Consider the following 14,714-nt stretch of genomic DNA (forward strand, 5'->3'; position numbering starts at 1 on the left):
GTGGCCGGCGGTCCGTCAGGCCCCGAAGGCCTTGCCCTGTCCCTTCACCGGCCTGGCCCCCGCGAGGAGGTGGGCCGGGACGAGGTCACGGGCGGGCTCGGTGTAGCCCACGGAGACGATCCGGTCGCCCTGGAAGGTGAACGTCGTCAGGGAGGCGAGCGTGCACTGCCGCTTGCGCGGGTCGTGCCACAGCCGCCGCCGCTCGGCGTACGACCGCAGGATCCAGATCGGCAGCTGGTGGCTGACGACGACGGCCTCGTGCCCGCGCGCCTTGTCCTTGGCCGCGTTCAGCGCGCCCATCATCCGCACCACCTGGTCGACGTACGGCTCGCCCCAGGACGGCTTGAACGGGTTGACGACGTGCTTCCAGTTGGCGGGCCGGCGCAGCGCGCCGTCGCCGATGCCGAAGGTCTTGCCCTGGAAGACGTTCTCGGCCTCGATGAGCCGCTCGTCGGTGTCCAGGTCCAGACCGTGCGCCTTGGCGATCGGCGTCGCCGTCTCCTGCGCCCGCTCCAGCGGGGAGGCCACGACGTACGTCACATCGCGCGGGGCGAGGTGCTCGGCGACCCGGTCGGCCATGCGCCGGCCCAGGTCCGAGAGGTGGTAGCCGGGCAGCCGGCCGTAGAGCACGCCGGTCGGGTTCTCGACCTCGCCGTGCCGCATCACGTGGACGACGGTCAGGTCGTCCCTCTTGTCCCCGGCGCTCACGCGGTCGCCTCCGCAGCCGCGCGGGCCGCCGCCGGAAGGGCGTCGGCGATGCGCTGGACGGCCCGCTCGTCGTGGGCGGTGGACACGAACCACGACTCGAAGGAGGACGGCGGCAGGTAGACGCCGTTCGCGAGCAGGGAGTGGAAGAACGCGGTGAACCGGAAGGACTCCTGCGCCTTGGCGTCCTCGTAGTCGCGCACCGGCCGGTCCGTGAAGAACACCGAGAACATGTTGGAGGCGGTCTGCAGGGTGTGCGCCACGCCCTCCTTGGTGAGCGCCTCGGTGACCAGGCCCTGGATCTGCTCCGAGACGGCGTTGACCTTCGCGTACGCCGCGTCGTCCAGGAGCCGCAGCTGGGCGAGCCCGGCGGCGGTGGCGACCGGGTTCCCGGACAGGGTGCCGGCCTGGTAGACCGGCCCGGCCGGGGCGAGGTGCGCCATGACGTCCGCGCGTCCGCCGAACGCGGCGGCGGGGAACCCGCCGCCCATGACCTTGCCGAAGGTCATCAGGTCGGGGACGACGCCCTCGACGCCGTACCAGCCGGCCCTGCTGGTGCGGAAGCCGGTCATCACCTCGTCGGAGACGAACAGCGCACCGTTCGCGGCGCAGGCGTCCTTGAGGCCCTGGTTGAACCCGGGCAGCGGCGGCACGACGCCCATGTTGCCGGGGGACGCCTCGGTGATCACACAGGCGATCTCACCCGGGTGGGCGGCGAAGGCGGCGTGCACGGCGTCGAGGTCGTTGTACGGCAGGACGATCGTGTCGCTCGCCTGGGCCCCCGTGACACCCGGGGTGTCGGGCAGCGCGAACGTGGCGACACCGGACCCGGCGGCGGCGAGGAGGGAGTCGACGTGACCGTGGTAGCAGCCGGCGAACTTGATCACCTTGGTGCGCTGCGTGAACCCGCGGGCGAGCCGGATGGCCGACATCGTGGCCTCGGTCCCGCTGGACACGAGCCGCACCTGCTCCAGCGGCGCGACCCGCTCGGTCATCGCCTCCGCGAGGGCGACCTCGCCCTCGGCGGGCGTGCCGAACGACGTGCCGCGCGCGACCGCCTCCTGCACGGCGGCGATCACCTCGGGGTGCGCGTGCCCGAGGATCATCGGACCCCAGGAGCAGACGAGGTCGACGTACTCCCGCCCGTCCGCGTCCGTCAGGTACGGCCCGGTGCCGGACACCATGAACCGGGGCGTGCCGCCGACGGCGCGGAACGCCCGCACCGGGGAGTTCACGCCGCCCGGCGTGACGGCCGCCGCACGGTCGAACAGAGCCTGCGAGGCCGGTGCTTCGTATGGATATGCCAGTTCGCTCATGACCTGCGACTTCTCCGACCTTCTCGACCTTCTCCGACTTCTCGGACCCTGCTGCGGCTCTGGTTGCCCAGGGTGACCTCGTTCAGGGTAGACAACCCGCCCGAACGCCGTGCCGTCTGCCAGACTGGAGCCCGTCCACGCAGCTCATACGGGCGGCGCGGACGGGGGCCGCCGGCTCCCGCGGGCACGTGACGGCCGTGCGACGGCCAGATGTCCGCCGCACGTTTCGGCGGGCGGCCGTGGGGGAGGTCACTGACACGATGATCGGGTTGCGCGGCGGGGGTCACGCGTCCTAGAAAAGCAGTCGGGTGGAGATATGCATCGCGGTGGCGGACTGGGCGAGGGGACCGACGACCTGGGTCCTCGACGTGCCCGGCGGGGAAGGCACCGACGCGACGCGGAGGACACCGCCGAAACACGCGAGACACGTCAGGCACACGGTGCGCCGAACGAGCCCGAGCGGACCGACCGACGGATCGGCCGGCTGAGGGCGGGGAGCGGGAATGGTGGTCGGGTGGGGGTGACGTACAAGTACTTCGGCGCGCCCGACGGCGCGACCGCGGCCCGCGTCCCGATCTCGATGCGCCCCGAGGAACTCGGCGGCGACGAGCTCGGGATGAACGGCATGTTCACCAAGATCAAGCCGGAGACCATGGCGGCCATGGTCCTCACCGGCATCGAGGGCGTGCCCCTGCACAAGGTGCCCCCGCTGGAACTGGTCGTCCTGCACCCGGACTACGCGGTCGTGAAACTCCCGATGACGGTCGTCGACCCGCTGCGCGGCATCGGCGAGGAGGCGGTCGGCGCGGCGGCCTTCATCTGGTCGACGGTCCCGGACCGGGGCGGCCCGCGGGACGCGTTCAACGTGTACCAGCTGCTGCACGAGTGGCAGGACTTCTCCCACCGGCTGCACGAGGCGGGGCACCAGCCGTACTGCCTGGTCTGGCCCTGAGCCGGGGCGTCCGGGAAACGCCCCGTTTGTCCCCGGCGCCCCGGGAAACCCAGCACTCATGAGAAAAAGGCCGGCCCGCCGCGTCGCCGGGCAGAACCGCATGCTGTCGCTGCTGGACCACCTGGAACGGGATTCCCGGGCGGATTCGGTGATCGACGTGCTGACCAAGGGCGTACGGGCCCTGCCGCTCGGCCGGGCGCGGGACATGCTGCACGGCAAGCCGCTGGGTCATCCCGCACACCCCTTGATGGTGCAGGTGCCCATCGGCAGCTGGATGTCGGCCGCCGTGCTCGACCTGTGGCCCGGCCGCTCCCGTGAGGCCGGGTTCCTCGTGGGCGTCGGGCTCGCGACGGCCGGTCCCGCGGCGCTTGCGGGCGCGGTCGACTGGGCCGAACTGCACCGTGAGCAGACCCGGGTGGGGCTGGTGCACGCCCTGGCCAACACGACGGCCCTGGGCCTGTACGGCGCCTCGCTCGTCTGCCGCCTCACCGGGCGGACCGGCGCGGGCCGGGCCTACGGCTTCCTCGGGCTGACGGCGGTCGGCGTGGGAGGCATGCTCGGTGGCCACCTGGCCTACCGGCAGGCTTCGGGCGCCAACCACGCCGAGGAGGTCCCGCACGTCCTCCGGGAGGGCTGGCACCGGATCGGCGGCGTGGACGAGTTCCCCGCAGGCCGGGCCGTGCGGCGGACCGTGGACGACGTGCCGGTCATGGTGGTGCGCGAGGCGGGCGGCACCTTCCACGCGCTGGCCGACCGGTGCAGCCACCTCGCCGGGCCCCTGTCCGAGGGCACGATCGCCGACGGGTGCGTCCAGTGCCCCTGGCACGGCAGCACCTTCCGGCTCTCGGACGGCTGGAACGTCCGCGGCCCCGCCACCGCACCGCAGCCCGCCTTCGACACGCGCGTGGTCGACGGGCACGTGGAGATCAGCCTGCGCCGGCCGGACACGGCGACGGCGCGCTCCGAAGCGGACGGCGTGCCGACGAGGACGCGGGAGGACCGGCTGCACGGGCACGGCGCCTGACGGCCGCCCCCGGCGAGCCGTCCGGCCGTCCGGTCCCCCGGGTCGCCCGTCGGGTCGGCATGCCGCCGCGGCGGCCCGTTCGTACGATGGGCGCGTGACCAGGAGCACCCGATCGAGCGACCGCCCGGCCGGGCGGTCGCTCGTGCTGCTGGTGGCGGCGGTGCTGGCCGGCCTGCTCGGCATGCACGGCCTGGCTCCCGGGGTCGTGCCGACGGCGCACTCCGACACCCGCCACGCCACGGTGACGACCGCGGCGGACGGCATGCCCCACGCGGGCGGGGCCTGCGCGCACTCGGACGGCGGAACGAGTCACCTCGATCACGCGGACGGGACGTGTGCGGCTGCCGGTGTCGGTTCGGCGTACGCGCCGCCTGCCCTGGCCGGCGCTCTGCCCGACGCGCCCCCGGCCCCCGCGCCGGCCGCGGCGTCGTCGGGGTCGCCCCAGGACGGACGGGCACCGCCCGACCTCTCCGAACTCCAGCTCCTGCGGATATAGAGCGGCCCGCTCGGCACCCCGCGCCCGGTGACCCCCGGCGACGGGTGCCGAGCCTGCACACGCCCTCATCCGTTTCCACCGCGTGCCGCTAACGGCGCGCGTGAAGGAGTTGCACCACCATGAACCGCAAGCGTTCTCTCGTCCGCCGCAGTGCCGCCCTGGTCGCCGCCGGTGCGGCAGCGCTCGTCCTGTCCGCCTGTGGCAGTGACGGCGACAGCGACGGCGGCAGCCCGGCCGGGCACGGCGGCCACAACGCCGCCTCCCCCTCCGCCCCGCAGGGGCGGCACAACGCCGCCGACGTGGCGTTCGCGAAGGGGATGATCCCCCACCACCGTCAGGCCGTCGAGATGGCCGGCCTCGCGCCCGGCCGGGCCCGGTCGGCCGAGGTGAAGAAGCTCGCCGCGGACATCAAGAAGGCCCAGGACCCGGAGATCAGGACGCTCTCCGGCTGGCTCACCTCCTGGGGCGAGGAGGTGCCCGCCGAGGGCGCCATGGACCACTCCGTGCACGGCATGGCCGGTACGGGCGGCATGGGCGGCATGATGACGGCCCAGGAGATGACCGAGCTGGAGAGCGCCTCGGGCACGGCGTTCGACACCGCCTTCATGGAAATGATGATCAAGCACCACGAGGGCGCGGTCGAGATGGCCAGGACCGAGCAGGCCGACGGCGCCCACGAGCCCGCCGTGAAGATGGCCGGAGAGATCATCACCTCGCAGGGCGCGGAGATCGAGCGGATGAACACGCTGCTCGGCAAGGACTGACCGCACCGTCCCTCGTGCGGGAGGGGCGGGCACCGCGAGGTGCCCGCCCCGTCTCCCCCTCGTCCCCGGCCATCGACCGCACATCCTTGTCGCATACCCCCTGGGGGTATACAGTCGGGTGCAGTGGGGGCGGGTCGCCAGAGGCCTGCGGGACAGCGAACGGGGACGAAGCCATGGACCACAGCACGCACCACCACGGTGACGACCACGGCCACGGGCACCACCACGGCCACGGCCCGGCGTCCTGGGCCATGGCGGCCAAGGCGACGCTGCACTGCCTCACCGGGTGCGCCGTCGGAGAGATCCTCGGAATGGTCATCGGCACCGCCCTGCTGTGGGGCAACGTCCCGACGATGATCCTCGCCATCGCGCTCGCGTTCGTCTTCGGCTACTCGTTCACGCTCTTCGCGGTGCGCCGGGCCGGGCTGGACCTCAAGGCCGCGGTCAAGGTCGCGCTGGCCGCCGACACCGTGTCCATCGCGGTGATGGAACTCGTCGACAACGGGATCGTCGCCCTCGTGCCGGGCGCGATGGACGCCCAGCTGTCGGACGGACTGTTCTGGTACGCGCTGCTCGGCGGGCTCGCCGTGGCCTTCCTGCTCACCACGCCGGTCAACAAGTGGATGATCGGCCGCGGCAAGGGCCACGCCGTCGTCCACGCCTACCACTGACCGGCGCCGTCACCCCGCCGGCCGGGACGACGGCGGGGCGGCGCGGGTGATCGCCGACTCGACGGCACCGACCCGGTCGGCGAGGAGACCGAGGGCGGCCACGGCCCGCGCCAGGGGGTCGCCCTCCGGACCGCCGAGCACCCGGCCGCGCACGTGGGCGGCCTTCACCTCGGCCCAGCGCGCCGCCTGCCCGACGGTGAGCGTGCCGCGCAGCTCGGCCAGCTTCAACAGGTTCGCCTCGGCTCCCGTGGTGAGGGTCTGGGCCTCGGCCCGGTAGTGGTCCTCGATCAGCGCCGACAGTTCGGCGTCGTTCATGACCGGCTGGATCCGCTGGGCGATCTTGCGCATGTTGCGGTACGACCCCTGCAGCCGGAAGGGCGGTTCCGTGCGGGCGTCGTCCTCCTGGGCGGCGGAGGCGATGTACGCGGCGTTCACGGCCAGGACCGTGGTGCGAGCCGTGAGCAGATGGCGCAGCACGGCCAGGACGCGCTCCAGTTCGGCGGGCGCGTAGGGGTGGGCGAGCCGGTCCACGCGCGCCGTGCCGTCGCCCTCGGCCAGGCGGAGCAGCAGATCGAGGTCGGCGCGGTCGCGGCCGGCGAGCGGGGCGAGCACCGGGTTGGCGGTCAGGGCGTTCTCGACGAAGCTCAGCGCGAAGACCCGCTCCTTGCCGGTGAGGACGTCACCGAGGTTCCAGACGTCGGCGCGGTTGGCGAGCATGTCGGGGATCCGGAAACGGCTGCCGGACTCGGTGTAGGGGTTGCCGGCCATGCACACGGCGAAACGCTTTCCGCGCAGGTCGTAGGTGTGCGGTTCGCCGTCGCGCACGCCGTCGACGCGGCGGGTGGCGTCGCACAGCGGGATGAACGTCTGGAGCAGCTCGGGCGAGGTGTGCTGGATGTCGTCCAGGTACAGGAGGGTGTTGTTGCCCGCCTCCAGCGCGAAGTTGATCTTCTCGACCTCCTGGCGGGCGGTGGCGTTCGGCGCCTCCGCGGGGTCGAGGGAGGTCACGGCGTGGCCCAGCGCGGGACCGCTGATCTTCACCAGCATCAGGCCGAGGCGGTCGGCGACGTACTCCACGAGTGTCGTCTTGCCGTAGCCGGGCGGGGAGACGAGCAGGAGGAGCCCGCCGGCGGCGGTCCGGTGCGCCGGGTCCGCGGTGCCGAGCTGCTTGGCGAGGCTGTCGCCGATCAGCGGGAGGTACACCTCGTCGATGAGCCGGTTGCGGACGAAGGCCGGCAGCACGCGCGGGCGGTGGTCGTCCAGGCGCAGCCGGGCCCGCTCGGCTGCCAGCAGGCCGGCCCGGCGCTGCTGGTAGGCACGGTGGCCCGGCAGGTCGTGCGTGCGGAACGCGCGGGTGCGGGCGAGGAGTTCGTCGACGCGGACCGCGAGGGCGCCGTCGGTGATGCGCGGGTGGGTGCCGAGCAGGCCCCGCACGGTCTCCTCGAGCGGGGCGTCGTACGGGTAGCGCGGCAGGTCCGGGCAGAGCTCGGCGGCCACCGCCTCGGCCAGGTCGCCCGGCGTGGTCTCCGCGCCCGTGGACGCCGTGTACGCGGTGAGCCACGCCTCGACCAGCTGGCGGCGCGCGGCGAGGTCGTCGAGGGCGGCGATGTCCTCGTCGTAGGCCGGAGCGCCCACCGTGCGGCGGAACTTGTCCAGCAGCGTGCGGGTGCCGGCGCCGAGGACGAAACCGTCGGGGCCGCAGGTCAGCTCGTCGAAGAGGTACTCCGCGGCGGCCTCCCCCGTCTCCGCCGTCTCCCCGGTCCCCTCGGTGACGGCCCGCGCCAGCTCCCGCCGCAGGTCGGTGATGGCGGGCGCGAGCCCGAAGGTGTCCCGGGCGCGGGCCAGGGAGACCGCGCGCCGCCGCCAGTCCTGCCGGGCCCGGTCCGTCGTGCCGTGCGCCCAGAAGAGCTGGGCGGCGGCGCGGGCGGCGGGCTCGTGGCGCAGCAGGCCGGCGCCGTCGTGCAGGCGCAGCAGCGCGGTGAGGATCACCGTGGCGTCGTGGTCGTGGACGCCCCGCTCGTACCCCTCGTCGTACGCCGCCCGGGCCGCGCTCCGCACGAGGGCGGGCAGGTCGTCGCTCTGGGCGAGGACGGCCGGGCCGTGTTCGTCGAGCAGGCGCGCGGCGAGGTGTTCGGCGCGGTAGACCCCGGGCGACTCGGAGGGCAGCAGCCGGTCCCAGTAGGGGCGGGTGGCCGCGAAGTCCGGGTCGGTGACCGGGGCGCGGTAGTCGGTGCCGGTGAGGGCGAGGGCCAGGCCGTCGCCGTGCGGGACCAGGGTGAGGTCGAGGGGCTGGGTGCCGACGGCGAAGCGGTGGCCGCCCAGCCGCAGCGTGCGGCCGTCGTCGGCGTACAGGTCGGTGCGGTCGCGCAGGGCGCGGGACGCCTCCTGGCGGGCGGCCTCCAGGCGGCCGTCGAGTTCCTCCGCGCGTACCGGGTCGCCCAGTTCGCGCAGTTCCGCGGCGGTGCGGCGGACCTTGACGGGCATCGGGTCGGAGGCGAAGTACGTGGTGACGGCGTCCGCGTCGGCGAGTGTCGCGGCGCGGCGCGCGACCGTCCGCAGGACGCGGGCCGCCGAGTCGGCGAGGCGCTCGGCGCGGCGGGCGCGGGCGTCGGCGAGGGACTGCTTGCGGGCGGAGAGCGCCTCGTGGATCTCGTCGCGCTTGTCCGCCAGCTCGCCGAGGAAGTCGTCGAACTCGGCGAACCGGGACTCCAGGTTCTCCACCTGGACCAGCAGGCGGGCGAGTTGCTCGTCGCACGCCTCGGGGCTGTCGGCCACGGCGAGGGCCCCGGTGACCGTCTGGCCGAGCAGCGCCAGTTCGGCGGCGAACCCGGCGCGGCCCTCCTGGTCGAGCAGGGCGCGGCGGCGGGCGCCGAGGACGGCACGGGCGCGGTTGACCCCGGCGAGGGCCTCGGCGACGCGCTCCAGGACGGCGGTGCGGACGGTGGCGTCGCCGATGTCGAGTCCGGCGACGACCTCGGTCACCGTGCCGAGCTGCTCGGCGAGTTCGTCGAGGCGGGCGGCGAGGGGCGCGGCCTCGGCGGCGGTGCCGATCGCCCCGGCGTCCGCGACGAGCCGCTCCACGTCGGCGTGGTGCGCGGCGAAGGCGTCCTCGCGGGCCAGGTGGGTGACGGCCCGCTGCCCGAAGGCCGCCAGATCGGCTCCGGCGCCGGTGGCGAGCTCGTCGATGCGCGCGGTGTCCGCATGGCGCATGTCCTTCAGGGTCAGCAGGTGCCCCTGCGCGCGGCGCAGTTCGGACAGCCCGGTCACCCAGGCGGCGGCACCCCGCGGTGCCTCGCCGCGCAGCCGGCGTACGACGGCGGCGAGCCGGGCGGCGGCCTCCTCCAGCGCGTCGCCCGCCTGCCGGGTCAGGGCCTGCACGTTCTCGAACTCGGCGAGCACCTGCTCCGCGGTGGCCCGCACCTGCTCCAGCGGGTCGGCGAGGTCGCCCGCCTCGGGGTCGCCGAGCCAGTGGTGGGCGTCGGCCGCCCGGACGCAGGCCGCGGCGAGTTCCGCGTACACCCCGCCGGTCGGAGTGGTCTCCGTGGCGGCACGGCTCACGGACAGGCAGGCGGAGATGCCCCGCACGAGGTCGGCGTTGCCGATGCGGGCCAGCGGGCCGTCGCCGGCCGGGCGGGCGGCCGCGTAGGTGTCGGACACGTACGGGGAGGTCCACCGCTGCACCGGGTGCACCCGGGCCGGATCGCCGCCGTCCTCGGTGCGCAGCAGGGTGAGCGTGCCGTCGTCGAACAGCGCCCAGCCCCGGCAGGACAGCGGAGCCGCGACCTCCTTGCGGATGAGGTTGTACGGCAGCAGCAGGGAGCGGCCGTGCGCGGGGGCGTGGAAGGCGTACAGCACGTCCTCGCCGTTCGGTGAGCGCACCTCGCGCTCGAACTCCAGGCCGGACGTGTCGAGTTCGTACGTCCGGTGGGTGCCGGTGGCCAGGCAGTGGCCGCCGGGGAAGATGATGCCCTGGTCGTCGGGGAGGCGGCGGCAGGCCCGGCCGATGCCGTCGAGCCGGACCACCGTCCTGGTGAGGGTGTTGAACACCAGGTACCGGTCGGTGTCCTCCTTGTAGGGGCGTACGCGCAGCAGGACCAGCGCGCCCACCCGTGCGTGGGCGATGTCCGCGTCGGCGAGGGCCTGGAGCGGTTCGGCGACCGGCTCGCTGTGGATGCCCCGCGCCGTCTCGGTGTCGTTCTCCGCCTTGACGGTGAGCGTCCCGCCGACGGTGGCGACGTAGACCTCGCCCGCGACGGAGACGTGCGGGTGGCGGCCGAGGACGTGGTCCTCGCGGGTCGTCCCGGTCCAGGTGAAGTCGTGGGCGGGCGGCAGGACGTGGTCGCGGTCACCGCGTGCGTCCAGGAACGACGCCTGCCCGTCGTCGGTGAGGGCCCAGCGCAGCACGCGGATGTCGTCGGCCTTCTCGCCGGTGCGGAACACGGCGAGCAGCCTGCCGTCGACGCGGCGCAGCCGCAGCAGGGTGGCCTCGCGGTAGTAGCGGTACAGGGCCGCGAACTCGCGCACGAACGCGGGGTCGTCGAGCAGGCCCGGCACCGCGTCCTCGGGCAGCCGGTTCAGGTCCCGGTCGTGCAGCGCGAGGACGTCGCCCACCGCGACCTCGGTGCGGGTCGCGAAGGCCGTGTCGTACCCGAGGAGCAGCGCTCCGCCGACGGCCACGACGTCCTGGGGGACGCAGGGCTTCTCGGTCCGCAGCCGCTCGGTGCCGGCGAGTTCCAGTCCCGCCGAGCCGAACTCCTCGGCACGGCGCGCGTTCAGCGCCTCGGCCCGCCGGGCCAGTTCGGCGGCCTGCGCGGCGAGCCGGTCACGGAGCACCTCGTAGGTACCGGTGTCCAGCGCCTGCTGCGCGCCCTGGTGAGAGCCGGTGTCCGGTGCCCGGTGCGCGCCGGTGTCCGTGTCCGCCCCGGTTGCCATGGGGCTCCTTTCCGCGAGTGGGCCCCGCGGCCGCCGCTCGCTGTGCGGCGGCGGCCGCGGAGGACGACGTGGTCGGGCGGCCGTCAGGCCCTGGCGCTGCCGTTGAGGGACGTCAGCGGGGCGTCCGCGAGGCCCAGCTCCCCCGCCTTGTCGAGCAGCTTCTGCACCTGACCGGCGTGCACGTCGCCCGTCTTCATCAGCTTCATCAGCAGGGCGGAGACGGTCAGGTTCTGCACGTCGGCCGTGGAGACCGAGCCGAGGATCCGGCCGAGGTCGTCGGCGAGGTTCGACGTGCCGTCCAGCCACGGCTTGGCGAGGGCCTGGGCGGTCCCGGAGTGCTGGACGAAGCCGTCGACCCCCTTGCCGAGGGCGATAGAGGACATCAGACGGTCGAAGAACACCGACTCGCCGCCGACGATGTCGATGTCGGCGTTCTCCAGGCCGGTGGCGAGGACGGTGGCCTGCGCCTCGGCGACCTGCCGCTGGACGTCCAGTCCGGCGAGCCGGATCTCCTTCTCCGCCGCCAGCCGCAGCCGGTACTCCTCGTGCTCGCGCGACGCCTGGTCGAGCGCGGCCATCGCCGCCGCCTTCTCGGTCAGGCCGGCCGCCTCGGCCTTGAGCTTCTCGCCGATGCCCTCGGCCTCCGCGAGCGCCTTCGCCCGGGCGCCCTCGGCCTCGGCACGCATCCGGGCCTCGGCCGCCTCGGCCTCCGCGCGGCCGGACTTCTCGATGACCTCGGCCTCCTTGTCGCGGACCGCGACGGCGGCCAGTCCCTCCGCCGCGCTCTCCGCCCGGACGGCCTCGGCGAGCCGCAGCTTGGCCTGTGCGTCGAGGTCGGCGCTCTTCAGCCGTGCCTCGGCCATCGTCAGCTCCTCGGCCGCACGGTGCGTGGCGGCCTGCTCGGCGGCCTCCGCCGCCTTGATGTCCTTGACCAGCCTCTCCTGGGCCTCCGCCTCCGCGGCGATGATCACGGCCTGCCGCTGCCGCTCCGCCTCCTCCACGGCGCGGAGCTTCTTGATCGACTCCTCCTGCTCGGCGACCGTACGGTCCACCGCGACCCGCTCGCGGATGACCTCGGCGATCTCCCGTTTCTCGGCCTCGACCTCCTTCTCGGCCGCGATCCGGGTCAGCTCGGTCTCCCGCTCCCGCGCGATGACCTCCAGCAGCCGGTCCTTCTCGATGCGCTCGTTCTCGATGGCGATGACCCGTTCCCGGTTCTTCGCGGCGACGGCGACCTCACGGGCCTGGTTCTCGCGCTGGACGCCGAGCTGCTCCTCGGTGCGCAGGAAGGCGGCCTGGGCGCGCAGCCGCTCCTCCTCCACCACGCGGGCGGTCTCGGCCTCCTCGCGGGCCCGCACGGTCTCGATCTCGCGCCGCTGCTTGATCTCGGCGTCCGTCTGGCGGCGCTCCAGCTCCAGGATCGCCTCCCGGGCGTCGACGTTCTGCCGGGTGATCTCCTTCTCCTCGGTGCGCTGGGCCTCGTTGGTCCGCACGTGCTCCACGGCCGTCAGTTCCGTGATCTTGCGGATGCCCTGCGCGTCGAGGACGTTGGCCGGGTCGAGCTGGGTCAGCGGCGTCTGCTCCAGGTAGTCGATCGCCGCGTCCTCCAGGTGGTAGCCGTTGAGGTCGACGCCGATGACCTCGATGATCCGGTACCGCAGTTCCTCGCGCTTGGTGTAGAGGTCGGTGAAGTCCAGCTGCTTGCCGACGGTCTTCAGCGCCTCGGAGAACTTCGCGTGGAACAGCTCCTGCAGGGTGTCCCGGTCGCTCGCCCGCGCCGTACCGACCGCCTGGGCGACCTTGACGACGTCCTCGACGGTCTTGTTGACCTTGACGAAGAACGAGATGCGGATGTCCGCGCGGATGTTGTCCCGGCAGATCAGGCCCTCCTTGCCGGCCCGGGTGATCTCGATGGTCTTGACCGAGATGTCCATCACCTCGGCCCGGTGCAGCACCGGCAGGACGATCTGCCCGGTGAAGGTCACGTCGACCTTGCGCATCTTGGAGACGATGAGCGCCTTGCCCTGCTCCACCTTGCGGAACAGCCGGGAGACGAGGAGTACGGCGAGCAGGAGGAGGACGACGAGCGCGCCGGCGCCCACGGTCATGGCATTCATCAGCACGTCCTTGGCGGCTAGGAAGGGCGAGCCCGCTCAGGGCTCGGCGGCGTCACAGCGGCGGCCGGTGCGGGCCGGTACGGCACGGGCCGGTACGGCACGGGGCCGTGGAGTTCAGGGGGCCGTCCGGGACGGCCGGCGTTCGTCGGGGGAGAGCCGGCGCCACGGCCGTACGACGGACCGGGGTGCACGCCGTGCGGCGACGGGCGCGGCGGCGACCGCGGGAGCGGCCGGGGCGTGCGCGGGCACCGCGGGAGCGACGGGACCGGGCCGGGCGCCGGCAGCGGCCGCACCGGACCGGACCGGTGCCGCCGGCAGCGGGAACCGGGCCGCGTCACCGCCGCCCACGACGCGGCCGGGGCGGCGGAAGCCCTCGGTGCCGGCTCGCGGGGACGCGGCGCGGGGCCCGGCGGAGGATCCCGTGGCGGCTGCTTCGACGAACGCCCGCATGCCGTACCCCCCGTGATCCCGCTCGTGTCCCACCCGTGACAGCGGGGGCACGTCGGAGCTCCGGCGGACCACCTGCCGGTGCCCGGCACCGGAGCCGTCCCACGCGCTCCCCCCGGGCCTCATCCTGCCGACCGGCGCGTCCGGCCGCATTGCCGACTTCCGGCAGTCTTCCGCCCCGCCTCCATGCCGGACCGCGTCACCGCGTTCACCCGGACGGCCCACACCCGGTCGCCGCCTCCCGGTGGCGGGCGAACACTCGAAGTCCCCCCTGCACCGTGGATTCCGAGGGACGGAGAACCACCATGGCCAACGCCACCCGCAGCACCGGCCGGCCCGGAGACAGCAGGAGCGCCTGGGCCTCCGGCGGCGTCGTCTTCGCCGGCGTGCTGATGCTGATCGAAGGCATCTTCGGCATCTTCGGCGGCATCGCCGCCATCGCGGAGGACGACGTGTACGCGTCCGTCGGCGACTACGTCTTCAAGTTCAGCCTCACGTCCTGGGGCTGGATCCACCTGATCCTCGGTGCCCTGCTCGCCGTCACCGGACTGGGCGTGCTCAGGGGCGCCGCCTGGGCGCGGGGCCTCGGCGTCGGGCTCACCGCTCTCTTCGTGATCCTGCAGTTCATGTGGCTGCCCTACACCCCGCTCTGGGCGATCATCTCGATCGCCGTCGGCGTCTTCGTCATCTGGGCGCTGTGCACCGACCGCGGCCACGCGTCGTCGGTCTGACACCCGGGAGTCACCCTCGACGTATACCCCCTAGGGGTATACAGTGGGCGGTGTCGGGAGGCGCTGCGGGAAGCGCGCCTCCAGACACCGCCCACCCGCCGACGACCCCGAGGGGGACACTCCATGACCGCCGACCAGAAGAACTCCGGCTCCTGCTGCACCGCGGACGGCTCCTGCCACTCCGGCACCCCGGCGGACGGCGGCCGGGAGACCGGCACCATCACCGTCTACCGGGTGACCGGCATGACGTGCGGTCACTGCGAGGGCGCCGTGTCCGAGGAGATCTCCGCGCTGGCGGGCGTCACCGCGGTCAGGGCCGTCGCCGCCACCGGAGAGGTGACCGTCACCTCCACCGCTCCACTCGACGAGGAGGCCGTCCGCGCCGCGGTCGACGAGGCGGGGTACGAGCTCGCCGGCACGGCCTGACTGCCCCCCCCCCCCCCCCCCCCCCCCGGGGGGGGGGCGCGGGGGGGGGGGGGGGGGGGCGCGCCCCCCCCCCCCGGCCCCCGCCCCCCGCCCCCCCCCCCGGGGCGCCCCCGCCGCCCCCGGCCCCCCCCCC

General features: G+C 74.1%; 11 protein-coding genes. 7 read left to right on the forward strand and 4 right to left on the reverse strand.

Features of this window, described 5'->3' with window-relative positions; genetic code table 11:
* Positions 1–15: 15 nt before the first annotated feature.
* Positions 16–663 carry a histidine phosphatase family protein gene (locus ACGF3H_RS23060; protein ID WP_362492518.1) on the reverse strand — a complete coding sequence of 216 codons (648 nt, stop codon included), beginning with the start codon at positions 661–663 and terminating at the stop codon, positions 16–18.
* A 41-nt stretch (positions 664–704) separates the two neighbouring features.
* Positions 705–2,021 carry a glutamate-1-semialdehyde 2,1-aminomutase gene (gene hemL / locus ACGF3H_RS23065; RefSeq protein ID WP_362492291.1) on the reverse strand — a complete coding sequence of 439 codons (1,317 nt, stop codon included), beginning with the start codon at positions 2,019–2,021 and terminating at the stop codon, positions 705–707.
* 316 nt (positions 2,022–2,337) lie between these two features.
* Between hemL and ACGF3H_RS23070 the strand changes: the two genes are divergently transcribed.
* The 5 genes from ACGF3H_RS23070 to ACGF3H_RS23090 all read left to right on the forward strand — a co-directional run bounded on the left by ACGF3H_RS23070 (position 2,338) and on the right by ACGF3H_RS23090 (position 5,928).
* Positions 2,338–2,973, forward strand: coding sequence for a hypothetical protein (locus ACGF3H_RS23070; protein WP_362492289.1), 636 nt, complete (start codon positions 2,338–2,340; stop codon positions 2,971–2,973).
* A gap of 58 nt (positions 2,974–3,031) precedes the next feature.
* Complete coding sequence (locus ACGF3H_RS23075) at positions 3,032–3,997, forward strand: Rieske 2Fe-2S domain-containing protein (protein WP_362492287.1); 966 nt, start codon at positions 3,032–3,034, stop codon at positions 3,995–3,997.
* 94 nt (positions 3,998–4,091) lie between these two features.
* Positions 4,092–4,493, forward strand: a complete 402-nt coding sequence (locus ACGF3H_RS23080; protein ID WP_362492285.1) for a DUF6153 family protein — start codon at positions 4,092–4,094, stop codon at positions 4,491–4,493.
* 119 nt (positions 4,494–4,612) lie between these two features.
* On the forward strand, positions 4,613–5,257 hold the full coding sequence (locus ACGF3H_RS23085) for a DUF305 domain-containing protein (protein WP_362492283.1): 645 nt from the start codon (positions 4,613–4,615) through the stop codon (positions 5,255–5,257).
* A 173-nt stretch (positions 5,258–5,430) separates the two neighbouring features.
* Positions 5,431–5,928, forward strand: coding sequence for a DUF4396 domain-containing protein (locus ACGF3H_RS23090; RefSeq protein ID WP_362492280.1), 498 nt, complete (start codon positions 5,431–5,433; stop codon positions 5,926–5,928).
* Positions 5,929–5,937: 9 nt separating this feature from the next.
* On the opposite strand, the gene ACGF3H_RS23095 is transcribed toward ACGF3H_RS23090, so the two are convergent.
* Together ACGF3H_RS23095 and ACGF3H_RS23100 are read right to left on the reverse strand one after the other, a co-directional pair.
* Positions 5,938–10,860: a DNA repair ATPase gene (locus ACGF3H_RS23095; protein ID WP_362492277.1), complete on the reverse strand. Its 4,923-nt coding sequence runs from the start codon at positions 10,858–10,860 to the stop codon at positions 5,938–5,940.
* Positions 10,861–10,943: 83 nt separating this feature from the next.
* Complete coding sequence (locus tag ACGF3H_RS23100) at positions 10,944–12,977, reverse strand: flotillin family protein (RefSeq protein ID WP_362492274.1); 2,034 nt, start codon at positions 12,975–12,977, stop codon at positions 10,944–10,946.
* A 752-nt stretch (positions 12,978–13,729) separates the two neighbouring features.
* Between ACGF3H_RS23100 and ACGF3H_RS23105 the strand changes: the two genes are divergently transcribed.
* The gene (locus ACGF3H_RS23105) at positions 13,730–14,155 is read left to right on the forward strand and encodes a hypothetical protein (RefSeq protein ID WP_362492270.1); all 426 of its coding nucleotides are present in this window, start codon (positions 13,730–13,732) and stop codon (positions 14,153–14,155) included.
* A gap of 123 nt (positions 14,156–14,278) precedes the next feature.
* On the forward strand, positions 14,279–14,581 hold the full coding sequence (locus ACGF3H_RS23110) for a heavy-metal-associated domain-containing protein (protein ID WP_362492268.1): 303 nt from the start codon (positions 14,279–14,281) through the stop codon (positions 14,579–14,581).
* Positions 14,582–14,714: the final 133 nt, after the last annotated feature.

This window comes from Streptomyces sp. NPDC048185 (assembly GCF_043202495.1).
Classification (GTDB): domain Bacteria; phylum Actinomycetota; class Actinomycetes; order Streptomycetales; family Streptomycetaceae; genus Streptomyces.

Bases quoted from the DNA above. Each gene is read 5' to 3' on its own strand.
- ACGF3H_RS23060 (WP_362492518.1), bottom strand. From the start codon at position 663: ATGCGGCACGGCGAGGTCGAGAACCCGACCGGCGTGCTCTACGGCCGG.
- ACGF3H_RS23090 (WP_362492280.1), top strand. From the start codon at position 5,431: ATGGACCACAGCACGCACCACCACGGTGACGACCACGGCCACGGGCAC.
- ACGF3H_RS23075 (WP_362492287.1), top strand. From the start codon at position 3,032: ATGAGAAAAAGGCCGGCCCGCCGCGTCGCCGGGCAGAACCGCATGCTG.
- ACGF3H_RS23100 (WP_362492274.1), bottom strand. From the start codon at position 12,977: ATGAATGCCATGACCGTGGGCGCCGGCGCGCTCGTCGTCCTCCTCCTG.
- ACGF3H_RS23095 (WP_362492277.1), bottom strand. From the start codon at position 10,860: ATGGCAACCGGGGCGGACACGGACACCGGCGCGCACCGGGCACCGGAC.
- ACGF3H_RS23110 (WP_362492268.1), top strand. From the start codon at position 14,279: ATGACCGCCGACCAGAAGAACTCCGGCTCCTGCTGCACCGCGGACGGC.
- ACGF3H_RS23105 (WP_362492270.1), top strand. From the start codon at position 13,730: ATGGCCAACGCCACCCGCAGCACCGGCCGGCCCGGAGACAGCAGGAGC.
- ACGF3H_RS23085 (WP_362492283.1), top strand. From the start codon at position 4,613: ATGAACCGCAAGCGTTCTCTCGTCCGCCGCAGTGCCGCCCTGGTCGCC.
- ACGF3H_RS23070 (WP_362492289.1), top strand. From the start codon at position 2,338: ATGCATCGCGGTGGCGGACTGGGCGAGGGGACCGACGACCTGGGTCCT.
- hemL (WP_362492291.1), bottom strand. From the start codon at position 2,021: ATGAGCGAACTGGCATATCCATACGAAGCACCGGCCTCGCAGGCTCTG.